Annotated in this window: 21 protein-coding genes and 2 tRNA genes; 10 read left to right on the plus strand and 13 right to left on the minus strand. The window is 66.6% G+C overall.

Translation table 11 applies throughout. From position 1 onward, the window contains the following. Positions 1 to 41: 41 nt before the first annotated feature. Positions 42 to 114: transfer RNA gene (locus FVP77_RS11755), tRNA-Ala, on the minus strand. A 10-nt stretch (positions 115 to 124) separates the two neighbouring features. After that, positions 125 to 198, minus strand: a tRNA-Ile gene (locus FVP77_RS11760). Positions 199 to 316: 118 nt separating this feature from the next. Here FVP77_RS11760 and FVP77_RS11765 point away from each other — a divergent pair. Beyond that, positions 317 to 1,039: a VIT1/CCC1 transporter family protein gene (locus FVP77_RS11765; RefSeq protein WP_147894795.1), complete on the plus strand. Its 723-nt coding sequence runs from the start codon at positions 317 to 319 to the stop codon at positions 1,037 to 1,039. 13 nt (positions 1,040 to 1,052) lie between these two features. Here the strand turns inward: FVP77_RS11765 and FVP77_RS11770 are convergent, their stop codons facing one another. The 7 genes from FVP77_RS11770 to dnaA form a co-directional block, all read right to left on the minus strand. Continuing rightward, positions 1,053 to 1,457, minus strand: a complete 405-nt coding sequence (locus FVP77_RS11770) for a DUF3566 domain-containing protein (RefSeq protein WP_116646968.1) — start codon at positions 1,455 to 1,457, stop codon at positions 1,053 to 1,055. Then, on the minus strand, positions 1,454 to 4,057 hold the full coding sequence (gyrA, locus tag FVP77_RS11775) for a DNA gyrase subunit A (protein WP_147894796.1): 2,604 nt from the start codon (positions 4,055 to 4,057) through the stop codon (positions 1,454 to 1,456). The genes FVP77_RS11770 and gyrA overlap by 4 nt, the downstream gene beginning before the upstream one ends. Before the next feature lie 54 nt (positions 4,058 to 4,111). Next, the gene (gene gyrB, locus FVP77_RS11780; protein WP_147895648.1) at positions 4,112 to 6,151 is read right to left on the minus strand and encodes a DNA topoisomerase (ATP-hydrolyzing) subunit B; all 2,040 of its coding nucleotides are present in this window, start codon (positions 6,149 to 6,151) and stop codon (positions 4,112 to 4,114) included. Between the two features lie 123 nt (positions 6,152 to 6,274). Further along, positions 6,275 to 6,766, minus strand: a complete 492-nt coding sequence (locus tag FVP77_RS11785) for a DciA family protein (RefSeq protein ID WP_147894797.1) — start codon at positions 6,764 to 6,766, stop codon at positions 6,275 to 6,277. Then, on the minus strand, positions 6,759 to 7,916 hold the full coding sequence (gene recF / locus FVP77_RS11790; RefSeq protein WP_147894798.1) for a DNA replication/repair protein RecF: 1,158 nt from the start codon (positions 7,914 to 7,916) through the stop codon (positions 6,759 to 6,761). Before recF ends, FVP77_RS11785 begins: the two co-directional genes overlap by 8 nt. A gap of 28 nt (positions 7,917 to 7,944) precedes the next feature. Next, complete coding sequence (gene dnaN / locus FVP77_RS11795) at positions 7,945 to 9,087, minus strand: DNA polymerase III subunit beta (protein ID WP_147894799.1); 1,143 nt, start codon at positions 9,085 to 9,087, stop codon at positions 7,945 to 7,947. Positions 9,088 to 9,519: 432 nt separating this feature from the next. Next, positions 9,520 to 10,968, minus strand: coding sequence for a chromosomal replication initiator protein DnaA (dnaA, locus tag FVP77_RS11800; RefSeq protein ID WP_147894800.1), 1,449 nt, complete (start codon positions 10,966 to 10,968; stop codon positions 9,520 to 9,522). A 299-nt stretch (positions 10,969 to 11,267) separates the two neighbouring features. Between dnaA and rpmH the strand changes: the two genes are divergently transcribed. The 9 genes from rpmH to FVP77_RS11845 all read left to right on the plus strand — a co-directional run bounded on the left by rpmH (position 11,268) and on the right by FVP77_RS11845 (position 16,855). Then, positions 11,268 to 11,405, plus strand: a complete 138-nt coding sequence (gene rpmH, locus FVP77_RS11805; protein WP_026302947.1) for a 50S ribosomal protein L34 — start codon at positions 11,268 to 11,270, stop codon at positions 11,403 to 11,405. 23 nt (positions 11,406 to 11,428) lie between these two features. Further along, positions 11,429 to 11,761, plus strand: coding sequence for a ribonuclease P protein component (gene rnpA, locus FVP77_RS11810; RefSeq protein WP_147894801.1), 333 nt, complete (start codon positions 11,429 to 11,431; stop codon positions 11,759 to 11,761). After that, the gene (gene yidD / locus FVP77_RS11815) at positions 11,758 to 12,114 is read left to right on the plus strand and encodes a membrane protein insertion efficiency factor YidD (RefSeq protein ID WP_187266920.1); all 357 of its coding nucleotides are present in this window, start codon (positions 11,758 to 11,760) and stop codon (positions 12,112 to 12,114) included. The genes rnpA and yidD overlap by 4 nt, the downstream gene beginning before the upstream one ends. Positions 12,115 to 12,117: 3 nt before the next feature. Next, positions 12,118 to 13,206, plus strand: coding sequence for a membrane protein insertase YidC (gene yidC / locus FVP77_RS11820; RefSeq protein WP_147894802.1), 1,089 nt, complete (start codon positions 12,118 to 12,120; stop codon positions 13,204 to 13,206). 22 nt (positions 13,207 to 13,228) lie between these two features. Next, entirely contained in the window at positions 13,229 to 13,729 is a 501-nt protein-coding gene (locus FVP77_RS11825; RefSeq protein WP_147894803.1) for a Jag family protein, read from the plus strand. A 21-nt stretch (positions 13,730 to 13,750) separates the two neighbouring features. Then, positions 13,751 to 14,377, plus strand: a complete 627-nt coding sequence (rsmG, locus tag FVP77_RS11830; protein WP_147894804.1) for a 16S rRNA (guanine(527)-N(7))-methyltransferase RsmG — start codon at positions 13,751 to 13,753, stop codon at positions 14,375 to 14,377. Positions 14,378 to 14,577: 200 nt separating this feature from the next. Beyond that, a complete protein-coding gene (locus FVP77_RS11835; RefSeq protein WP_147895650.1) occupies positions 14,578 to 15,471 on the plus strand; it encodes a ParA family protein in 894 nt (297 codons plus the stop codon). Continuing rightward, positions 15,471 to 16,436 carry a ParB/RepB/Spo0J family partition protein gene (locus FVP77_RS11840; RefSeq protein ID WP_147894805.1) on the plus strand — a complete coding sequence of 322 codons (966 nt, stop codon included), beginning with the start codon at positions 15,471 to 15,473 and terminating at the stop codon, positions 16,434 to 16,436. The genes FVP77_RS11835 and FVP77_RS11840 overlap by 1 nt, the downstream gene beginning before the upstream one ends. Before the next feature lie 71 nt (positions 16,437 to 16,507). Further along, complete coding sequence (locus FVP77_RS11845) at positions 16,508 to 16,855, plus strand: tryptophan synthase subunit alpha (protein ID WP_116646954.1); 348 nt, start codon at positions 16,508 to 16,510, stop codon at positions 16,853 to 16,855. Positions 16,856 to 16,983: 128 nt separating this feature from the next. On the opposite strand, the gene trxA is transcribed toward FVP77_RS11845, so the two are convergent. The 4 genes from trxA to FVP77_RS11865 form a co-directional block, all read right to left on the minus strand. Then, a complete protein-coding gene (gene trxA / locus FVP77_RS11850) occupies positions 16,984 to 17,307 on the minus strand; it encodes a thioredoxin (RefSeq protein ID WP_147894806.1) in 324 nt (107 codons plus the stop codon). A gap of 59 nt (positions 17,308 to 17,366) precedes the next feature. Further along, complete coding sequence (gene trxB, locus FVP77_RS11855) at positions 17,367 to 18,353, minus strand: thioredoxin-disulfide reductase (RefSeq protein ID WP_187266921.1); 987 nt, start codon at positions 18,351 to 18,353, stop codon at positions 17,367 to 17,369. 110 nt (positions 18,354 to 18,463) lie between these two features. Next, positions 18,464 to 20,062: a murein biosynthesis integral membrane protein MurJ gene (murJ, locus tag FVP77_RS11860; protein ID WP_147894808.1), complete on the minus strand. Its 1,599-nt coding sequence runs from the start codon at positions 20,060 to 20,062 to the stop codon at positions 18,464 to 18,466. Continuing rightward, positions 20,059 to 22,152: a DUF6049 family protein gene (locus tag FVP77_RS11865; protein WP_147894809.1), complete on the minus strand. Its 2,094-nt coding sequence runs from the start codon at positions 22,150 to 22,152 to the stop codon at positions 20,059 to 20,061. The genes murJ and FVP77_RS11865 overlap by 4 nt, the downstream gene beginning before the upstream one ends. Positions 22,153 to 22,170: the final 18 nt, after the last annotated feature.

A 22,170-nucleotide genomic window follows, 5' to 3' on the forward strand; every position in this document is an offset into this window, starting at 1 on the left:
ACGAAACGGCCGCCCTCTCGGGCGACCGCTCTCTCCATCTGTGGAGCCTAGGAGATTCGAACTCCTGACATCCTGCTTGCAAAGCAGGCGCTCTACCAACTGAGCTAAGGCCCCGGGGCTGTTGTGGGGCTACCAGGACTTGAACCTGGGACCTCTTCATTATCAGTGAAGCGCTCTAACCGCCTGAGCTATAGCCCCGAACTACATCGACGCAACAAGTCGTCAACCTCGAAGACTTTACCGGAACGGCGGCGAATTCACGAATCGGTGCCGCGCCGGTGCAGGGTCTGACCGGCACGGCTGATTCACTGAGCACGTGACCCCAGAACCCCGCGCACACGACGGCGAAGAGCACGGCACCGGTATCGGTCGCCGGCTCAACTGGCTTCGAGCCGGCGTGCTCGGCGCGAACGACGGCATCGTCTCCGTCGCATCCCTCGTCGTCGGCGTCGCCGGTGCCGGCGCCGGCGTGCCCGCGATCCTGGCCGCGGGCGTCGCGGGGCTGGTGGGCGGGGCCATCTCGATGGCCCTCGGCGAGTACGTCTCCGTCAGCAGCCAACGCGACAGCGAGCGCGCGCTCATCGCGCAGGAGAAACGCGAGCTGCGGGAGATGCCGGAGGAGGAGCTGGCGGAGCTGGCACTGATGTACCGCAGACGTGGACTGACGGAGGCGACCGCCGAACAGGTCGCCCGGGAACTGACCGCGCACGACGCGCTCTCGGCGCATCTCGAGGTCGAACTCCACATCGATCAGGACGACCTCGTCAGTCCCTGGCAGGCCGCCGCCTCGTCCGCGCTCGCCTTCACCGTCGGCGCGCTCCTGCCGCTGCTGGCCATCCTGCTGCCCGCGCCGGAGTGGCGCGTGCCCGTGACGGCCGCCGCCGTCCTGGTCGCCCTGGCGATCACCGGAACGATCAGCGCTCGGCTCGGCGGCTCGTCCGCCCCCCGTGCCGTCGTCCGACTCGTCGTCGGTGGCGCACTCGCCCTGGCGGCCACCTACGCGATCGGTGCGCTTCTCGGGACGACGGGCGTCGTGTGACGCCCAGACCGCGTCAGTTCGAGGTGAATCCGACGAGCAGGCCGCCGCTCACCTTGACGGCGAGGTTGTAGATCCCCGCGATGACCGCGCCGAGCACGGTCACGACGATGAGGTTCAAGATGGCGACGATCGCAGCGAACGCCATCACCTGCGGCAGGCCGATGAAGGTCTTGATCGACACACCGCCGTCCGAGAAGCTCGTGAAGAACTCGTCGACCTGGTCGATCAGACCGGTCGTGTTGACGACCATGAACACCAGGAAGAACGACACGACGGTGACGATCGCGAGCGCGACCGCCGCGAGGAACGACAGCTTCACTGCCGACCAGAAGTCGACGTAGACCAGACGTAGGCGAACCTGCTTCGCGGTCGTCTTGTGCGTCGATTTCTTGGCGAGCTTGTCGGCTACCGTGCTCATTCGTCCGCGCTTTCCTCAGGTGTCTCGGTCGGCTCTTCGACAGACTCGGTTGTGGGCTCGGGAACAGGATCTGCGACCGCGTCGGCATCTCCGTCGGATTCGGATGCTTCGGCCAGGCCGCGCTCTCCGTTCCGGGCGATCGCGATGATGCGATCATCGCCTCCGGCACGTGCGAACACGACTCCCATCGTGTCACGACCCTTGGCGGGCACCTCGGCCACGGCAGAGCGTACCACCTTGCCGCTGGCAAGAACCACAAGGATCTCGTCGTCCGCGGAGGCGATGAGACCGCCCGCGAGATCGCCTCGATCGTCGCTCAGGCGCGCGACTTTGATGCCGAGTCCGCCGCGGCTCTGGGTGCGGTACTGGTCGACCGCGGTGCGCTTGGCGTACCCGCCCTCGGTCACGACGAAGACGAATCCGTCGTCGCTGACGAGCGACGCGGACAGCAGGCTGTCGTCGCCGCGGAACGACATACCCTTCACGCCTTCGGTCGCGCGCCCCATCGGACGCAGCGAGTCGTCGGTCGCGGTGAACCGGAGCGACATACCGTGCCGGCTGATGAGGAAGACGTCGTCACCCTCATCGGTGAGCAGGGCGCTGACGAGCTCGTCGCCGTCTTCTTCGTCCGCACCGCGCAGCTTGATCGCGATGACACCGCCCTGACGGTTGGTGTCGTACTCGGTCAATCGCGTCTTCTTGACGAGGCCGCCGCGCGTAGCCAGAACGAGGTACGTTGCGACGTTGTAGTCGCGGATGTCGAGGATCTGAGCGATCTCCTCGTCGGGCTGGAGGGCGAGCAGGTTCGCGACGTGCTGGCCCTTCGCATCCCGTCCGGCCTCGGGGACCTCGTAGGCCTTCGAGCGGTAGACGCGGCCCTTGTTCGTGAAGAAGAGCAGCCAGTGGTGCGTGGTGGTGACGAAGAAGTGCTCGACCACGTCGTCCGCGCGCAGCTGCGCGCCCTTCACACCCTTGCCGCCGCGGTGCTGCGAGCGGTAGTTGTCGCTGCGCGTCCGCTTGATGTAGCCCTCGCGCGTGACGGTGACGACCATCTCCTCCTCGGGGATGAGATCTTCGATCGACATGTCGCCGTCATACCCCGGCAGGATCTCCGTGCGGCGGTCGTCGCCGTACTTCGCCACGATCTCCGTGAGCTCGTCGCGGATGATGGAACGCTGACGGGCGGGGTCGGCGAGGATCGCCTTGAAGTCGGCGATCTGAAGTTCGAGCTCGGTCGCCTCGTCGATGATCTTCTGACGCTCGAGGGCGGCCAGACGACGCAGCTGCATCTGCAGGATCGCATCGGCCTGGAGACCGTCGATGTCGAGCAGCTCGATCAGGCCGGTGCGGGCGTCGTCCACCGTGGGGGAGCGCCGGATCAACGCGATGACCTCGTCGAGGGCGTCGAGGGCCTTGAGATATCCGCGCAGGATGTGGGCGCGCTCCTCGGCCTTGCGCAGACGGAACGTCGTGCGACGGACGATGACGTCGACCTGGTGGGCGATCCAGTAGCTGATGAAGCCGTCGAGCGGCAGAGTGCGTGGCACCCCGTCGACGATCGCGAGCATGTTGGCGCCGAAGTTGTCCTGCAGCTGCGTGTGCTTGTACAGGTTGTTGAGCACGACCTTGGCGACCGCGTCGCGCTTCAGCACGATCACGAGGCGCTGACCGGTGCGGTCGGAGCTCTCGTCGCGGATGTCGGCGATCCCGGTGATCTTGCCGTCGCGAGCCAGGTCGCGGATCTTCACCGCGACGTTGTCGGGGTTGACCTGGTAGGGCAGCTCGGTGATCACGAGGCACGTACGGCCCTGGATCTCCTCGACGTTGACGACGGCGCGCATGGTGATCGAACCGCGACCCGTGCGGTAGGCATCCTTGATGCCGCGCGTGCCGAGGATCTGCGCCGCGGTCGGGAAGTCGGGCCCGGGGATGCGCTCCATGAGCGCCTCGAGCAGCTCTTCACGACTGGCCTCGGGACGCTCGAGCGCCCAGAGCGCGCCGGCGGCGACCTCGCGCAGGTTGTGCGGCGGGATGTTGGTCGCCATACCGACGGCGATACCCACCGAGCCGTTGACCAGGAGGTTCGGGAAGCGGGCCGGGAGAACGACGGGCTCCTGCGTCTGCCCGTCGTAGTTGTCCTCGAAGTCGACGGTCTCCTCTTCGATGTCGCGCACCATCTCGAGCGCGAGGGGAGCCATCTTCGTCTCGGTGTAGCGCGGGGCGGCCGCACCCTGGTTGCCCGGGGAGCCGAAGTTCCCCTGTCCGAGGGCGAGGGGGTAACGCAGCGACCACGGCTGGACGAGGCGCACGAGGGCGTCGTAGATCGGGGCGTCACCGTGCGGGTGGTACTGGCCCATGACCTCGCCCACCACACGGGCGCACTTCGAGAACGACTTGTCGGGCCGGAACCCGCCGTCGTACATGCCGTAGATGACACGGCGATGCACGGGCTTGAGGCCGTCTTCGACGCGCGGCAGCGCGCGACCCACGATGACGCTCATCGCGTAGTCGAGATAGCTCCGCTGCATCTCGAGCTGCAGATCGACCTGGTCGATGCGGCCGTGGTTGTGCTCGGGCGTCGAGCGTTCTTCGTCAGCCATGTGTTCTTTCCGTTGATCGGTCCCTGAGCATGCCCCGGGGCGCGAGTGAACGCGTCAGATGTCGAGGAAGCGCACGTCTTTGGCGTTGCGCTGGATGAAGCCGCGACGCGACTCGACGTCTTCGCCCATGAGGACGGAGAAGATCTCGTCTGCTGCCGCGGCGTCGTCGATCGTCACCTGGAGGAGGGTGCGCGTCTGGGGATCCATGGTGGTCTCCCACAGTTCCTTGGCGTTCATCTCGCCGAGACCCTTGTAGCGCTGGATGCCGTTGTCCTTGGGCACCCGCTTGCCGCTGGCGATGCCCTCCGCGAGCAGCGCGTCGCGCTCGCGATCGCTGTACACGTACTCGTGCGGGGAGTTCGACCACTTCAGTCGGTAGAGCGGCGGCTGGCCGAGATAGACGAATCCCGCCTCGATGAGGCCGCGCATGTAGCGGAACAACAGCGTGAGAAGCAGGGTGGTGATGTGCTGGCCGTCGACGTCGGCATCGGCCATCAGCACGATCTTGTGGTACCGCGCCTTCTCGATGTCGAAGTCCTCACCGATGCCGGTGCCGAAGGCCTGGATCATCGCCTGGACCTCGTTGTTGCCGAGAGCCCGATCGAGACGGGCGCGCTCGACGTTCAGGATCTTGCCGCGGAGGGCGAGGATCGCCTGGATGTGCGGGTCGCGACCCTGCACCGCCGAACCGCCGGCCGAGTCTCCCTCGACGAGGAAGATCTCACTGATCTTCGGGTCTTTGCTCGTGCAGTCCTTGAGCTTGTCGGGCATCGATGCCGACTCGAAGACGCTCTTGCGTCGGGCGGTCTCGCGAGCCTTCCGCGCCGCGAGGCGGGCGGTGTTCGCATCCATCGCCTTGCGCACCACGTTCTTGGCCTGCGTGGGGTTGCGATCGAACCAGTCGCCGAGTCGGTCGCCGACGGCCTTCTGCACGTAGGCCTTCGCTTCGGTGTTGCCGAGCTTGGTCTTCGTCTGACCCTCGAACTGCGGCTCCGAGAGCTTGACCGAGATGACGGCCGTGAGGCCCTCGCGCACGTCTTCGCCGGAGAGGTTCTCGTCCTTCTCCTTGAGGAGGTTGTTCGCCCGGGCGTACTTGTTGACCAGGGCCGTCAGTGCCGCACGGAAGCCTTCTTCGTGCGTTCCGCCCTCATGGGTGTTGATCGTGTTGGCGAAGGTGAAGACGTTCTCCGTGTAGCTCGTCGTCCACTGCATCGCCATCTCGAGCGCGATCTTGCGCTCGGTGTCTTCGGATTCGAAGTCGATGATGACGTCGTTGACGACGTCGGCGCGGCGCACCTTGTTCAGGTACTCGACGTAGTCGACGAGCCCGCGCTCGTAGAGGAAGCTGTCGTTCGGGTGATGCGGCGTCTCTTCGCCGTCTTCGCCGGCCTCGACCGAGAGGTGATCCGGACGCTCGTCGCGCAGCGTGATCCGGAGCCCCTTGTTGAGGAAGGCCATCTGCTGGAAACGCGTGCGAAGGGTCTCGTAGTCGAAGTCGACCGTGTCGAAGATCGTGGCGTCCGGCCAGAAGGTGATGGTCGTACCGGTGGTGTCGCTCGGCTCCGCCTGAGCCAACGGGGCCTCGGGCACTCCGCCGTTGCGGTAGGACTGACGCCAGAAGTAGCCCTGACGCTGGACGGCGACCTCGAGACGCGATGAGAGGGCGTTCACCACCGATGAGCCGACACCGTGCAGACCGCCCGACACCGCGTACCCGCCGCCGCCGAACTTTCCACCGGCGTGCAGCACCGTGAGTACGACCTCGACGGTCGACTTGCCCTCGGTGCGGTGCATGTCGACGGGGATGCCTCGACCGTTGTCGACGACGCGGACGGCGCCGTCTTCGAGGATCGTCACCTCGATGGTGTCGCAGTACCCGGCCAGGGCCTCATCGACCGAGTTGTCGACGATCTCGTACACGAGATGGTGGAGTCCTCGGGCACCGGTGGACCCGATGTACATACCTGGGCGCTTGCGAACCGCCTCGAGGCCTTCGAGTACCTGGATCTCATCGGCGCCGTAGTCGTTGTGAACTTTCTCTGCGGGCCGGGATTCGGGTTCTTCAGGAACGCTGTCGGGGTTCACGGAGGTCATAGGTTTCGCGCGCTCCACATCGGTCATCGGTAACTCGGCCAGTCTACCCTGTGCCGACCACATCCCGACGCTTATACGCCTCTGTGGCGCGATGAAAAGGCCGTGACCAAGATCGGACCTGGCTCAACCGTAGGTATCGCGCGGACCACGGCCCTGAATCGCTCTGGGACCCCATTTCCAGGAGGGGACGTCAGGGCCGATGAAGCGGATGCTGTCGACCCCCGCCTCCGGGAACCTTCGAACGATCTCCGACAGGATCTGTGCACGCATGAGCTGGAGCTGCTTGGCCCAGGCCGTCGAATCGGCCTGCACCGTCAGCATCCCCGCGTCGAGGGCGACTGGACGGGTGTGTTTGGCCGTCTCTTCGCCGGCGACGTCGTCCCATGTGCGCACCAGGTCTTCGCGGGCGAGGGCGGAATTCCATCCGGCGGTGCGGGTCAGGTCTGCGAGCACGTCGCCGACACCGTGCGGATCGCGACCCGCGGTGAAGGGCACGTTCTCGTCGGAATCGGCCGAGCGTCGCTGGCGTCGCTTGCGCCGATACGGGGAGGGCTCCAGTCCGCGCAGCCGGAGGTAGGTCGCCATCGATTCCGGGAGCTCGGCCTCATCAGACATCGGGGGCCTCGACGATCCGGCCGGAATCGACGCGAACCAGACGCGCGCGCAGCGCGTCGGGGACATCTTCTTCTACGGCAGACGTGACGATGACCTGTTCGTAGCCGCCGACCAGGTCGGCAAGACGCGACCGACGACCGGCGTCGAGTTCGGCGAACACGTCGTCGAGGATCAGCACCGGGTCACCGAGACGGGACTCCGCGCGCAGCAGTTCCGCGGACGCGAGTCGGAGAGCGAGCGCGACCGACCAGGATTCACCGTGCGACGCATAGCCCTTCACCGGCAGGCCCCGCACACGCAGCACCAGGTCGTCGCGATGGGGTCCGACGAGGGTCAGCCCTCTCTCGAGCTCCGCGGGACGCCGCGCGGCCAGTGCGGTACGGAACTGCTCGGCCAACGAGCCGGAATCCGTCGGCTCGCCGTCGACCGACTCGTCGTCTTCGGGATCCCCGCCGCGCACCGACAGCGCCCAGTCGAGACGCGGATCGTGGTCGGCCCCGGCGATGGCGGTGTAAGCGGCGGCGACGGGCGCCGCGAGATCGCGAGCCAGCGAGAGCCTGGCCTCGATGACCTCGGTGCCGAGTGCGACGAGCTTGTCGTCCCACACGTCGAGAGTCGACAGAGCATCGCCGCGCACCCCGCGGGCCTTCGCGGACTTGAGCAATGCGGTGCGCTGCTTGAGCACACGGTCGTAATCGCCGAGCACACCCGCGAGACGGGGGGTGCGCTGCACGAGGAGCTGATCGGCGAACTTGCGCCGGGAGGACGGGTCTCCGCGCACGATCTGGAGATCTTCGGGGGCGAACAGGATCACCTGCGCATAGCGCGGCAGTTCGGCCGTCCTCACCGCCGCACCGTTGACCCGTGCCTTGTTGGCGCCCTGACGGTTGACCTGCAGTTCGAGGAGGACGCTTCTCTCACCGTGCACCAGACGTGCTCTCACGATCGCGGCCTCTGCGCCGTCGCGCACCAGCGGAGCGTCGTTCGACACCCGGTGCGAGCCGAGGGTGGCGAGGTAGGCGATCGCCTCGGCGAGATTCGTCTTCCCCTGACCGTTGCGTCCGACGAAGACGTTGGCGCCGGGACCGAGCGACACGTCGGCGACCGCGTAGTTGCGGAAGTCGACGAGACTCAGCTGCTCCACGATCACCGGGGAAGCCTACCCGCGACGTCCGACGTCAGCGCAGGAGGAGGTTCGGCTGCAGCAGGTACTTGAACGACTCCTCGCCGCCCGACGTCTGGGGCGTGACCAGCACGGGGCTGAGCTTGTTCGCGTTCTCGCTCGAGGTGAAGGTGACCCGTGCGAACTCGCTGCGGACGGCACCGAGCGACTCGAGCAGGTACTGCGGGTTGAGGCCGAGGGTGACATCCTCGCCGACGAGCGTGGCGTCGACCGACTCGGAGGCGCGCGCCTGCTCGGTTCCGGAGGCGTCCATCGAGACGCCGTCGGAGGTGAACGTGAAACGCAGCGGTGCGGAGCGGTCGAGCACGAGCGCGACACGACGAACCGCTTCGGCGAGCTCTGCGGTGTTGACCACCGCGTGATGCTCGGTCGCCTCGGGGAAGAGTCGGCGGACCGGTGGGAAGTTGCCCTTGATCAGCAGCGACGTCACGGTCTTGTTGCCCGCGGTGAACGCGATGATCTCGCGGTCGCCCGACCCGGAGAAGGCGATCGAGATGTCGCCGCCGTGTGCGAAGGTCTTTCCGACCTCCTGCAGGGTGCGGGCGGGGACCAGTGCCGTCGTCGGCTCATCGGAGGCTGACGTGCCGCCGTCCCACGGGATCTCGCGCAGCGCGACGCGGTAGCGGTCGGTGGCCACCAGGCTCAAACGTGTTCCGGACACCTCGAGCTGAACGCCGGTGAGAACGGGCGTGACGTCGTCGCGCGACGCGGCGAAGGCGACCTGGGCGATGGCCGTCGCGAAGTCTTCGGCGGGAACGAGTCCGGATTCGCCGTTGACCTCGGGAATGGCGGGATATTCCTGGACCGGCATCGACGCCAGCGTGAAGCGGGCCGAACCGCAGGTGAGCACGATCCCGCCGTCGTCGTCGACGACGATCTTGATTGGTGCGTTCGGCAGGCGGCTCGCGATCTCGGAGAGCAGACGCCCGTGGACGAGGATCGTGCCCGGTTCGTCGACCGTGGCCTCGATCGTGGTGCGAGCGGATGCTTCGTAGTCGAACGCGGCCAGCGACAGACCCTCGTCGCTCGCTTCGATCAAGACTCCCGCGAGGATCGGCTGCGGGTTGCGCTGCGGCAGGAGCTTGACGACGAACGACACGGCTTCGCTGAACACATCACGATTGATGTGAAATTTCACGGGTGCTCCCTCGACGTCGGGCTTGGGTTACTCATGCTAGTGCCCGCTCCCGGATGATCCGGAAAGCCCGCTTCCGCCGTAAAGGTGATCGACCCGGCTTGCTTAACAATTTTTGTTCTTCATCTTGTTAACAGCTGTGGAAACTGTGGACAACTCGGTGGATACCTGTCGCGACATGGGAACTACACGCGTGTGAGATGTGGAGTCGGTGAGGAAACCGCCCCCAACGCGAGGTCGTCGGGATGACAGCATCCGGCCCTCTGTCCACAGGTCTATCCGATCCGTACACATCCGTCGCACGGGAAATCGTAGTTATCCACACGTTTTCCACATGTGCAGAACGCCTCATGAGAGGGCTTCTGGGCGGCCGTCGACGCACGAAGAAGCCCCTGGGACCCGCGGAAGGGGTCACAGGGGCTCAGACGGAGACGGTCAGCGTGAGCGGCCGAGCTGCGTGGTGATCTCCGTCACCTGGTTGTAGATCGACCGGCGCTCCTTCATGAGGTCGCTGATCTTCTTGTACGCGTACATCACGGTCGTATGGTCGCGGTTGCCGAACAGCTGACCGATCTTCGGCAGCGACAGGCTCGTGCGCTCACGGCACAGGTACATCGCGATCTGGCGGGCGATCGCTATCGACTGGGAGCGGCTCGACCCGTAGAGATCGTCGACCGAGAGCTTGAAGTACTGCGCGGTCGCGGTGATGATGTCGGTCGGTGACACGACGTTCTGGTCGTCCTGGTCGATGATGTCGCGGAGCACCGTCTGGGCCAGCGACATGTCGAGTGTCGAGCGGTTCAGGCTGGCGAACGCCGAGACGCGGATGAGGGCGCCCTCGAGCTCGCGGATGTTCGACGAGACGACGGTCGCGATGTACTCCATGACCTCGTCGGGGATCTGGAGGCGTTCGCTCTGCGCCTTCTTTCGCAGGATCGCGATGCGCGTCTCGAGGTCGGGCGCCTGCACGTCGGTGATGAGGCCCCACTCGAAGCGGCTGCGCATGCGGTCTTCGAAGCCGGTGAGGTGCTTGGGCGGCACGTCGCTCGTGATGACGACCTGTTTGTCGTGGTCGTGGAGCGTGTTGAACGTGTGGAAGAACGCTTCCTGGGTCTCTGCGCGTCCCTGAAGGAACTGGATGTCGTCGATCAGCAGGATGTCGACATCGCGGTACCTGGCCTGGAACGCGGAACCGCGGTTGTTCACGATCGAGTTGATGAAGTCGTTCGTGAACTCCTCGCTGGAGACGTAGCGCACCCGGATGCCGGCGTACATGCTGACCGCGTAGTCGCCGATCGCATGGAGGAGGTGCGTCTTCCCCAGTCCCGAGTCGCCGTAGATGAAGAGCGGGTTGTAGGCCTTCGCCGGCGCTTCGGCGACGGCGACCGCCGCGGCGTGCGCGAACCGGTTGGACTGCCCGATGACGAAGTTGTCGAACGTGTACTTCGGGTTGAGGCGGGTGTCGTTGCGCGAGGCGGGTGAGGCCGACTCGGACGTGTCGTCCATGTTGGGGCGCGAGTGGGGCACCGTCGCGGGCGCGGGCGTCGGCGACGGTTCGTGGTCGATCTCGGGATGCGGCGAATTCGCCGGTGAGCTCAGGTGCGCGTCGATGAGGTCGGGGTTCACGGCGACGCGGAAGGATGCCGCGGGTTCGGGGGCGTCGACCCTGGTGAGGGCCTCGAGCAGAGGAAGACGAAGACGCTTGTTGATCTGCGCGGCGGTCAGATCGTTCGGTACGTCGAGATAGAGGACACCTGCGTAGACACCACTGGGGACGACGAGGTTGAGGAACCCCCGGAGCTGGGGAGTCACGCGGTCGTCGCGGTCGAGCATCTCGAGAACGGCGGGCCAGATGGGGACGTCGGCGACCTCGTTCGGTGACATCGTCCCCCCGGGAGCTCGCGCGTCTCAGATCGACGGGCGCGCCGAACCTGTGGATAACTATCGGAGACACACGTTAGTCAGCGGTCGTCACGAGAGCAAAACCCACTGTAGATCCGTGCGGCGTGTCATTGCCAGGGGGAACCCCACAGGTTGGGGATAATCGCTCTTTGGCCTCGAGTGGGTTTGAGTTCTCAGGAACTCCGGCTTAGTCTTAGTCGGTTGACTTATGCCCTCGAGGCAGTCCCCACCGTCTGGGCCCGGATGATCGCCCGGGCGGCATCCGATACCGGAGTTATCTCATGAGCAAGCGTACGTTCCAGCCCAACAACCGTCGTCGTGCCAAGAAGCACGGCTTCCGTGCCCGCATGCACACGCGTGCCGGTCGCGCCATCCTTTCGGCTCGGCGCGCCAAGGGGCGCACCGAGCTCTCGGCCTGACCTCACCCGGTCTCACCCACCCCGTGCTCGCGAAGCCGAACCGACTCACGCGCGGATCGGACTATAAAGCCATCGTCCGGCGCGGTGCTCGGTGTGCGGGAACGCACACCGTCACCTACGTCGGTGGTGGCGGAGATGCGCCGGCCCGGTTCGGTTTCATCGTGAGTCGGCAGGTCGGTTCCGCCGTCACGCGCAATCTCGTGCGTCGTCGCCTGAAGGCCGTCTGCGCCGAGGCCCTCGAGGGCGTTCGCCCCGGGGCCGATGTCGTCATCCGTGCCCTGCCCGGTTCGGCGACCGCGGACTTCTCGGAACTGCGAGACGACGTCGTCCGCTGTCTGAAGCGGAGGGCCGCGTGAGCACCTCCACTCTCCCCACCTCCTCTACGGGGAACGCGCACTGGGTCGCGACGGATGTCGTGCGCTCCGCTCCTCTTCTCCCACGCAACACCGCGCTGACCGTTCTTCATGCGTATCGCGCCACCATCTCCCACGTCTACGGCGACGTGTGCAAGTACTACCCCTCTTGTTCGGCGTACGCGGTTGGTGCGGTGCAGCAGCACGGGGTCGTGAAAGGCGTGGCTCTGGCGGCCGCGCGACTCGCCCGATGCCATCCCTGGGCTCAGGGTGGCATCGACGACGTGCCGCCTCACCGGGCCTTCCGCTATGAGCTCACCCGGCACGGTTTCGTCGTGCCCCCCGGAAAGGACTGACTCTTGGGCTTCGACCTGATTGGAACCATCCTCTGGCCGCTGAAGTGGCTGGTCGAACTCGTGCTGGTCGCGTGGCACTGGGTGTTCACGGCGATCGGTCTGGCGCCGGCAGCCGGTCTCACCTGGGTGCTGTCGATCGTCGGTCTGGTGATCGTCGTGCGGGCCGCGCTGATTCCGCTGTTCGTTCGGCAGATCAAGAGCCAGCGAAAGATGATGGAAATCGCTCCTGAACTGCGAAAAGTTCAGGAGAAGTACCGCGGCAAGAAGGATCAGCTCTCTCGTGAGGCCATGAGCCGGGAGACGATGGCGCTGTATAAGAAGCACGGCACGACGCCGGTGTCGAGCTGCCTGCCGCTCCTCGTGCAGATGCCGGTGTTCTTCGCGTTGTTCAGCGTGCTCAACGACGTGCAGAAGATCGCCGCGAACCCCAGCTTCAGTGGTGTCGGATTGCTCGACAACCGCCTCACGCAGGAGTTCTACGACGCGAAGCTCTTCGACGTCGCATCGCTGCACGTCAACCTCACCACCGCGTGGAGCCAGCCCGACGGTCAGGTGTCGGTCATCATCCTGATCATCCTCGTGGTGCTCATGATCGCGTCGCAGTTCTTCACCCAGCTGCAGATCATCTCGAAGAACCTCTCCCCCGAGGCCAAGACCGGCCAGGCCTACCAGATGCAGCGCATCATGCTCTTCATCCTGCCGCTGGGCTTCATCTTCTCCGGTGTGTTCTTCCCGCTGGGCGTCGTCATCTACTGGTTCGCGAGCAACCTGTGGACGATGGTTCAGCAGTTCATCGTCATCCGTGAGATGCCGACACCCGGGTCCGAGGCCGCCAAGGCCCGCGAGGAGCGCCTCGCGCGAAAGGGCAAGGCGATCGATTCGAACGGCAAGGTCGTTCCTCTCGAGAAGTACCAGGCCGAGCAGCAGCGACTGCTCGAAGAAGCGGAGCGCGCCCGTGCGGCAGCCCCGAAGCGTCAGCAGCCGGTCGGCAAGCAGCGTGCCAAGAAGCAGAGCACGAAGCCGACGGCGGCTCGTCCGGCAGCATCTCCGCCGCCGTCGACCGACGCTCCTGACGCCCCCACACCTCGCTGACCGCCTCACCTGAAAGACGATCATGACGACTTCCGAGCAGACCGAAGCACCCGTCCCCGCCACCGATGAGCAGCTCGAGCAGGAGGGCGACATCGCCGCCGACTACCTCGAAGCGCTGCTCGACATCGCCGACATCGACGGCGATCTGGCGATGGATGTGCGCGCCGGGCGCGCGTACGTCTCCGTCGAGGCGGATGCCGCGGGACCCATCGCGCGCTTGGCCGAGCCGGAGACGGTGCGGGCCCTGCAGGAGCTCACGCGTCTCGCGGTGCAGAACAGCACCGGGCGATTCTCGCGTCTGATCCTCGACGTGGGTGGATCGCGCGATGCGCGTCAGCGTGAGCTCGAGGTACTTGTCGATCGCGCCATCGCGCGCATCGATGAAGGTTCGACTCAGGCGTCCCTGCCGGCGATGTCGAGCTATGAGCGCAAACTCATCCACGACATCGCGGCCGACCGTGGTTACGCGTCGGAGTCGTTCGGCGAGGGTGCGGACCGTCACCCCGTCATTCGACGCGCCTGACGTGTTTCACGTGAAACATCCATGACCTCTCTCGAAGCTGAGCCGTCCTCCGCATCCCGGATCTTCGGCGTCAGGATCGATCTGGCCCGCCGGTTCACACGCAATCTCGCCGACCACGGCGAGGAGCGCGGTCTCATCGGGCCCCTCGAACTCCCCCGACTCTGGACGCGGCACGTGTTGAACAGCGCCGTCGTCGCTCCTCTCTTCTCTGGGCGCGTAGGTGACGTGGGCTCCGGGGCCGGCCTGCCCGGGATCGCGCTTGCGATCGCACGGCCGGATGTCGAATGGGTTCTCATCGAGCCGATGGAGCGACGCACCGCATGGCTGGCCGAACAAGTGGATGAGCTCGGACTCAGCAACGTCGAGATCGTTCGTTCGCGCGGCGAGGAATGGTCGGGTGCCGGAACTCTCGACATGGTCACCGCGCGGGCGGTCAGCGCGCTGAGGACGCTCCTCCCCTGGACGGCGCCTCTGGTGCGCGATGGAGGCGAGCTCATCCTCCTCAAGGGCGCGAATGCACAGAACGAGATCGGCGCCGCGACCAAGCAGCTTCGTGCCCACAGGGTGACGGACGCGCGCGTCGAGGTCGTCGGCTCGGACCTCCTGGATGAGCCGACGCGCGTCGTTCGCGCACGGGTTCGCGCATAGAACCCACCCGGCCCGTGTTTCACGTGAAACATCGGAGCGGGATGGGCTGGTGAAGACCGTCACACACCCTCACGCGATGTTTCACGTGAAACAACACGTCGAATAGTCGCTGTCGGGCCCCTGACGTAGACTCGAGCGGGTGTGCCGAACCGGCGAGAAGGAGAGAGTTTCACGTGAAACATCCCGATGACCGGTCGCCGATGGATGCTTTCGACGACTCGCCCATCGCCCGTGAGATAGCCAATCTCTCCGCCCGCCGACGCGCTCTCGAGGGGGTCGAGGTGCAGCTCTCGGGAGAGACCCGTATCATCACGGTCTCGAACCAGAAGGGTGGTGTTGGAAAGACGACAAGTGCCGTCAACGTCGCCGCTGCCCTGGCGCAAGTCGGCGCCCGGGTGCTCGTGATCGACCTCGATCCCCAAGGCAATGCCTCGACGGCTCTCGGGGTGCCGCACAATGCGGAGGTCTCCAGCATCTACGACGTTCTGATCGACGAGGTCCCTCTCGCGGAGATCGTCCAGAACAGTCCTGAGTCCCCTCATCTCTTCTGTGCTCCGAGCACGATCCATCTCGCCGGGGCGGAGATCGAGCTCGTCTCTCGCGTCGCACGCGAGCACCGCCTGCGTACTGCTCTCGACGAGTACCTGAACGAGTCCGACCACCGTATGGACTTCGTGATCATCGATTGCCCGCCATCCCTGGGACTGCTGACCATCAACGCGTTCACCGCGGCGCGCGAGGTCTTGATCCCGATCCAGTGCGAGTACTACGCGCTGGAGGGGCTGAGTCAGCTCCTCGGCAGTGTCCACATGATCCAGAAGCACCTCAATCCGAATCTCCGTCTGTCGACGATCCTCCTGACGATGTACGACGGACGCACGCGCCTCGCCCAGCAGGTGGCAGATGAGGTGCGAGAGCACTTCCCCGAGGAAGTGCTGCGTACGGTCATCCCGAGATCGGTGCGCGTGTCGGAGGCGCCGAGCTTCGGGCAGACCGTCATCGCTTACGATGGACAGTCGGCCGGCGCCATTGCATATCGCGAAGCGGCGATAGAGATCATCCGGCGCGATGCCGTTGACCGGAAGGAAGCCTGATGGCGAAGAGAACTGGCCTGGGCAGAGGGATCGGCGCGCTGATCCCCACGGCGGAGCAGAGCGAATCGCGTCCTGTCGACGTGTTCTTCCCCGACGGGCAGGCGCAGGCGGCGGCCGACCAGGCAGCGGTCGCGCGCGCCGAAGATGAGGCCGCCCAGCTCGTGAGCGTACCGGGCGCACGGCTGATCCAGGTCGACCCTCACCAGATCGTGCCCAATCCCCGGCAGCCCCGCACGAACTTCGACCCCGACGACCTCGCCGAGCTCGTGCACAGCGTCCGCGAGTTCGGCGTGCTCCAGCCCGTCGTCGTCCGTTCGCTGGATGACGGCACGTACGAGCTGATCATGGGGGAGCGACGCACTCGCGCGTCACGCGAGGCTGGGCTCGAGACCATCCCGGCGATCGTGCGCGAGACATCGGACGAGAATCTCCTGCGTGACGCTCTCCTCGAGAACCTCCACCGTTCTCAGCTGAACCCCCTCGAGGAAGCTTCGGCGTACCAGCAGCTTCTCGAAGACTTCGGGATCACCCAGGACGTACTCGCGACCCGCATCGGACGCTCCCGTCCGCAGATCAGCAACACCATCCGTCTTCTGCGGCTGCCGGTCCCCGTACAGCAGCGGGTCGCGGCCGGAGTACTCACCGCCGGACACGCGCGGGCGATTCTCTCGGTCGATGGACCCGACGCCATGCAGCGCCTGGCAGACAAGATCGTCAACGAGGATCTGTCGGTGCGTGCGGCGGAGGCTGCGGCGAAGACCCCCGAGCTCAAACGCGCGGCTCCGAAGGCGGGTGCTCGCCGTGGGCACCTCGACGAGGTCGCGGAGCGACTGGGTGACCGGTTGAATACGAAGGTCCGGATCGCGTTGTCGGCACGTAAAGGCCAGATCAGCATCGATTTTGCGACCATCCAGGATCTCAACAGGATTCTGGCGGAGATCGGTGAAGAGGGCTACGGCGCCTGAAGTGCGAGGGTCATCGCCCCTCTTCGCCACGGGCGGCGCCGGAGGGCGTTCTTGTTGCGTACCCTTGATGGATGGCCACGCATGACGACCAGCCCCGGAGGAGGGCGAGCCTCGAGCTGCTTCGCGCGGAGGCAGCCGATGAACTCTCGGTGCTCGTCCACGAAAGGCTCCGCGACGGCGAGGATCCGTGGGATTTCATGGAAGACCTGCCCACCGTGGATGAGCTCGTCGTTCTCATCCTGCGGGCCGAGAACATCGCTGAGAACGGTGGAGCGCGGCCGAATCGGGCGCGGCACTACCGGGTTCTCCGTCAGATCGCGCTCGACTACCCCCCACTGACCCGTGCCGTGTGGCGTCTCCTCGGCAACGAGGAGAACCATCGTCGATGGGATGCGGCGATCCGCCTCGACGCGCAGTGACTCGACCCGCGGGCAGGTGACCCCGGCCGACGGATGCCGGTGCGGGAATGCGAGAATCCCCCGCAACCACGAGGGTTACGAGGGATTCTCGGAGGCTTCGCGTATCTATATGCGCGAGTCGGTATTCGTCAGCCGATGAACGCTGCGAGGTCCTTCTCGAGAGCGAACTTCGGCTTCGCACCGATGATGGTCGTCTGGACCTCGCCGCCCTGGAAGACCTTCATCGCCGGGATCGACGTGATCTGGTACTTCATCGCCAGATCGGGGTTCTCGTCGACGTTGAGCTTCAGAACCGTGATCTTGTCAGAGTTCTCGGACTGGATCTCGTCGAGGATCGGTCCGACCATGCGACACGGGCCGCACCACTCCGCCCAGAAGTCGACCAGGACGGGTCCGTCTGCGTTCAGGACGTCCTGCTCGAATGTGGCGGACGTCGTCGCCTTAGCGCTCATTGCATCTCCTTAGTGAAAAGTTCTGCTCGTGATAACGCCGATCAGGGCCCGAATGTTCCTCAGGCCGCGTCGGCGTCGGGGAGGTCTTCGATCTGGTCGGCCGTGACTTCGGGGGCGCCGGCCTCGCCGCGCGCCGCCAGGTAGTGCTCGACGTCGAGGGCGGCGATCGTTCCCGTGCCGGCAGCGGTGATCGCCTGACGGTAGGTCGGGTCGATGACGTCACCGGCGGCGAACACTCCCGACACCGACGTGCGCGACGAGCGTCCGTCGACCCAAATGGTGCCTTCGGGTGTGAGGTCGAGCGTGCCGTGCACGAGGTGGGTGCGCGGATCGTTGCCGATGGCGACGAACAGTCCATCGAGATCGAGGTTGCGGGTCGAGCCGTCGACGGTGTCTCGGAGTTCGACGCCGGACACCGCGTCCTCACCGAGGATGTCGGCGACCTCGGTGTTCCAGATGAACTCGATCTTGTCGTTCGCGAAGGCGCGCTCCTGCATGATCTTCGAGGCGCGCAGGCTGTCCTTGCGGTGGATGATGTAGACCTTCGACGCGAACTTCGTGAGGAACGTCGCCTCCTCCATCGCAGAGTCGCCGCCGCCGACGACGGCGATCGTGCGGTCGCGGAAGAAGAACCCGTCGCACGTGGCGCACCACGAGACGCCGCGTCCGGACAGGCGCTCCTCGCCCGGCAGGCCGAGCTTGCGGTACGCGGAACCGGTCGCATAGACGACCGAGTACGCCTCGTACTCCTTGCCGCTGCCGAGGGTGACCTTCTTGATCGGTCCGTTCAGGTCGAGCGACACGACGTCGTCGTAGAGCACTTCGGCGCCGAAGCGCTCGGCCTGCTCCTGCATCTTCGTCATGAGATCGGGACCCTGGATGCCCTCGGGGAACCCGGGGAAGTTCTCGACGTCGGTGGTGTTCATGAGCTCGCCGCCGGCCTCGACGGAGCTCGCCACGACGAGCGGCTCCAGGTTCGCTCGAGCTGCGTAGATCGCGGCGGTGTATCCCGCCGGGCCCGATCCGATGATGATGACGTGACGCACGTGCGTCGCCCCCTTCGTTGGTCCTACGGCGTAAGAACTCATCGTAGCCCGGCGGTATTCCGTCCCCGGCAGTGCCCATCCGCGCAGCGGAAGAGCGTGTGTCGGCGACCTCAGCGCCGGGGGAGGAATCGCTGGACGATCGCGACAGCCGGGCGCAGCTCGGGCGCGCGGAAGATCGCCAGCACCGCCCCGTAGACCGCGAGAGTGACGATGCCGATGAGCGCTGCGCCGAGCGCCCCGAAGATCTTGTCGGTCGTCGTCCACCCCTCGTTGCCGCCGGTCAGGAGGAAGACGCCCCAACCGGCCGCCGCGGCCGGAACGGCTGCGAGCGCGAAACGTGCGATCGACGACATCCAGGAGCCCACGCCGATGCCGCCGAGCCGACGGTTGAGCAACCAGGTCGCCACGATCACCTGCGCGATGCTGGCGAGCGACTGCCCCAGGGCCACTCCGATGGCGACATGCTCCGGCGGCAGGGTCGCGCCGGCGACGAGCGCGGACGAGACGACGAGAACTCCCTGGAACAGAGTGAAGAAGAACGGCGTGCGGGTGTCGTTGTACGCGTAGAAAGTGCGCTGGACCACGAACAAGACGGCCAGCGGCACGAGCGAGACGAGATACGCGATGAGGACGGCGCCGACGGCGGGTGCCGTCGTGGCCTGGTCGGTGAAGATGCGAGAGGCGGGAACGGCGGCGACGGCCAGAGCCGCGGCGGCGACGACCGTGAACAGGCCGAGGATACGGATGCTGCTGACGATGTCGGCCCGCACCTCGTCGTGCCGACCGGCGTTCGCGTGCTCGCTCAACCGAGTGAAGTAGGGCGTACCGATCGACAGCACGATGATCGAGTACGGGAGCATGAAGACCAGCCACGCGTTGGCAGAGGCGAAGTTGGCCACGGCGTTCCCTGACGCGGGTGCTAGGACGTTCGATTGCACGATGCCGGCGATCTGGCCGACGACGACCATGAGGAACGTCCATCCGGCGAGGCGGCCGATGTGGCGCAGCCCCACTCCGCGCCACCGGAAATCGGGGCGGATCCGCAACCCCGCACGACGCCAGAAAAGGACCAGCACCAGGCATTGGATGACGATGCCCGCCGTCGCGGATCCTGCCAGGACGGCGATCATCGCCGGGGTCCACTCCTCGACGACCGTGATGGGACCGCCGAAGAGGGCGATGAAGATGAGGAAGCCGGCGATCGACACGATGTTGTTGACGATCGGGGCCCAGGTGTACGGGCCGAACACCCGCCGAGCGTTCAGAATCTCGCCGAGGAGGGCGAACAGACCGAAGAAGAAGATCTGGGGCAGCAACCAGTAGGCGAAGGCCGTGGCGAGGGCGTGCTGCTCCGGGGGGAACTCGCGTGCGTAGAGGCCGACGAGGAATGGCGCGACGAGCACCGCGACGCCCGTGGCCGCCACGAGGATCGTGGCGCCCAGGGTGAACAGCTTCGAGATGAACGCGTGGCCGCCGTCGGAATGAGACGCCGCCTTCACGATCTGCGGCACGATCACCGCGGTCAAGAGCCCCGTCGAGATGATCGCGTAGGCGCTGTTGGGCAGCGAGTAGGCGACGGCCCAGGCGTCAGCGGCCTGGCTGACGCTCCCGATCGCCGAGACGAGGACGATGGTGCGGAGAAGACCGGTCAGGCGCGAGATGATCGTGCCCGCTCCGATCAGGGCGCTGGCGCGTCCGAGGCCGCTCATTCGCTCACCTCCGTCTCGTTCTCGGTAGTGGCCCGGGCAGCCCTGCGGCGCCGGAGCACGGTGCGGACGATGCCCGCACCGACGAAGATCACGAGAGCCGCACCCAGGATGGCGAGGCCGATGTTCTCCCAGTCGGCATGCACCTCCACGGCGATGCTCGTCGGTGTTCCGATCGGCTCACCGGTGGGACTGACCAGGCGCATGTCGACGGTCACGGTTCCGTTGGCGATCTGCGCCTCGACGGGGACGGCGACACGGGTGTTGCTGTCGGCGGGCAGAGATGTGGCGTCCGTGCGGGTCTGCACGATGAGCCGCGGGTTGTTGGGCTGCGCGATCAACGTCACGTTGATCGGCCAGGGGAGGCCGTTGCGGACGTACGGGCGGTAGTCCGCGCCGTAGCTGAGGAGGTTCACGTCGGAGGCCAGGATTCCGACGGAGTCGAGCGTGGCCGTCGTCGCGGATCGATGATCGGCCACCGCTGCCTGGGCGGCCGCAGCATCCGCTCGCCATGCCGTGCTCAGCAATTGCAGGATCTCCGCCCGCTGGCGTCCGGTCAGAAGCGTCGGGTCGTCGAGGATCGTGGCGAACCGGCCGATCGTCTGCTCCTCGGCGAGGAGGGTGGTGAGGTCGGCGACACGTGCATCGTCGGCCGGCGCGTCGGTGATCTCGACGGCAGCGGTGGCCGGCGACGCGACGATCTCGTCGAGTGTGGCGGGCACTGCGCCGGGCGCTCCCGTCGCCGCCAGGATCGTGGCGCGGAGGTTCGAACGCGATCGGTCGGTTCCACGATCCACCGTCACGAGCAGAGGCGTCGACGCGTCGACGAACGCGATCTGCGCCGTCGCCTGGGCGAGGGATGCGTCGCGCTGGACGGAATCGTTCGCGTCGCTCGCGGTGCGCAGCAGATCGGAGATGGTCGAGTCGTAGGCGAGCAGGGCGGATGCCGGCGAGTCGACCCTCGCGCCGACGCGGGCGCCGCCGGCACCGGCCGACGTGCTGGAGGAGGGCACGAGTGTCAGCGCCGGCTCTTCGGCCGTACCCAGCGCACCGAGGGTCGCCGCGACGCTCGGACCGGCGGTACCCGTCGCGGGCCAGTACACGTTGCCCCGCGCATCTCCGATGTCGGTCGGGGCGACGGTGGCGGCGGTGCCGGACTCGGTCGTGGTGGGTGTGGGCGTGGGTGTCTCGGGCGTCGTTCCGTCTGGCACGTACGACACGAGGGAGAGCGGGTCGAGGGGGTCGGTGAGTCCTGCCTGCACCTGCGTGGCGAGGTCGGCGTCGCCGAACTGCAGGGCGAACCGCGAATTCGGCAGGTTCATGAGCCGGTCGAGCCAGGCCCGTGCGGTGCCCGGAGCAGCATCGCCCAGCACGCGGATCGCGGCGGGGATGGCGGGGTCGATGGCCAGGATCGCGGTGGTGCCGGCGACCGCATCGAGCTGCGCGGTGAGGTCGCCGTCGGCCGCGGTGAGCTCGGCGAGCGCGTCGGAGGTCAGCAGTCCGCGCGAGATGGCGGGCCCGGTGATCGGCACCACGACGCCGATGCTGACCGGGGCGCGCGGGCCGAGGACGACGACCGCGCTCGTGGAGACGAGCGTCGCGCCGCTCGCGGTGGTGGTCGTCGCGACGATCGGGTAGACCCCGGCCGGACGGTCGAGCAGAGCGGGGTTCGCCGCCGCGACGCGGATCGGGGCGCTCGCCGAACCGGTCGTCCCCTGCGCGTCGATCGCCACCGACCCGACGTCGGCGACATCGACCCCGTCGCGCTCGCCGCCGGTCCACCTCGTCAGGGCCGCGCGGTCGGCCAGCGGCTGAGCCCCGATGGCCAGGGACACGGTCGAGGGGCCGCCCCCGGCGGTCAGCGAGACCGTCACGGCGAGATCGGCCCCCGGCGCGAGAACCCCGTTGTCGGCGGGGACGAGCGTGAGGGCCGGCGCGGGCGCCGCGGTGGCGGTCGGCTCGGGCGTCGCGGCCGCGAAGGCGGGCACCGCCCCGCCGAGCACGAGGGCGAGGATCGCGCCGGTCGCCGCAAGACGCCGCAGGGGTCGGCGGCGCGACGCGCGAACGCGCGGGACGTGAGGAGTCTCGATCATGCGGGGCTTCTGCTCGGG

It is taken from the genome of Microbacterium hatanonis, assembly GCF_008017415.1.
GTDB lineage: Bacteria > Actinomycetota > Actinomycetes > Actinomycetales > Microbacteriaceae > Microbacterium > Microbacterium hatanonis.

Bases quoted from the DNA above. Each gene is read 5' to 3' on its own strand.
- murJ (WP_147894808.1), bottom strand. From the start codon at position 20,062: ATGAGCGGCCTCGGACGCGCCAGCGCCCTGATCGGAGCGGGCACGATC.
- FVP77_RS11835 (WP_147895650.1), top strand. From the start codon at position 14,578: ATGGATGCTTTCGACGACTCGCCCATCGCCCGTGAGATAGCCAATCTC.
- FVP77_RS11840 (WP_147894805.1), top strand. From the start codon at position 15,471: ATGGCGAAGAGAACTGGCCTGGGCAGAGGGATCGGCGCGCTGATCCCC.
- gyrA (WP_147894796.1), bottom strand. From the start codon at position 4,057: ATGGCTGACGAAGAACGCTCGACGCCCGAGCACAACCACGGCCGCATC.
- dnaA (WP_147894800.1), bottom strand. From the start codon at position 10,968: ATGTCACCGAACGAGGTCGCCGACGTCCCCATCTGGCCCGCCGTTCTC.
- FVP77_RS11865 (WP_147894809.1), bottom strand. From the start codon at position 22,152: ATGATCGAGACTCCTCACGTCCCGCGCGTTCGCGCGTCGCGCCGCCGA.
- FVP77_RS11845 (WP_116646954.1), top strand. From the start codon at position 16,508: ATGGCCACGCATGACGACCAGCCCCGGAGGAGGGCGAGCCTCGAGCTG.
- FVP77_RS11770 (WP_116646968.1), bottom strand. From the start codon at position 1,457: ATGAGCACGGTAGCCGACAAGCTCGCCAAGAAATCGACGCACAAGACG.
- FVP77_RS11785 (WP_147894797.1), bottom strand. From the start codon at position 6,766: ATGTCTGATGAGGCCGAGCTCCCGGAATCGATGGCGACCTACCTCCGG.
- FVP77_RS11825 (WP_147894803.1), top strand. From the start codon at position 13,229: ATGACGACTTCCGAGCAGACCGAAGCACCCGTCCCCGCCACCGATGAG.
- gyrB (WP_147895648.1), bottom strand. From the start codon at position 6,151: ATGACCTCCGTGAACCCCGACAGCGTTCCTGAAGAACCCGAATCCCGG.
- rsmG (WP_147894804.1), top strand. From the start codon at position 13,751: ATGACCTCTCTCGAAGCTGAGCCGTCCTCCGCATCCCGGATCTTCGGC.
- trxA (WP_147894806.1), bottom strand. From the start codon at position 17,307: ATGAGCGCTAAGGCGACGACGTCCGCCACATTCGAGCAGGACGTCCTG.
- rpmH (WP_026302947.1), top strand. From the start codon at position 11,268: ATGAGCAAGCGTACGTTCCAGCCCAACAACCGTCGTCGTGCCAAGAAG.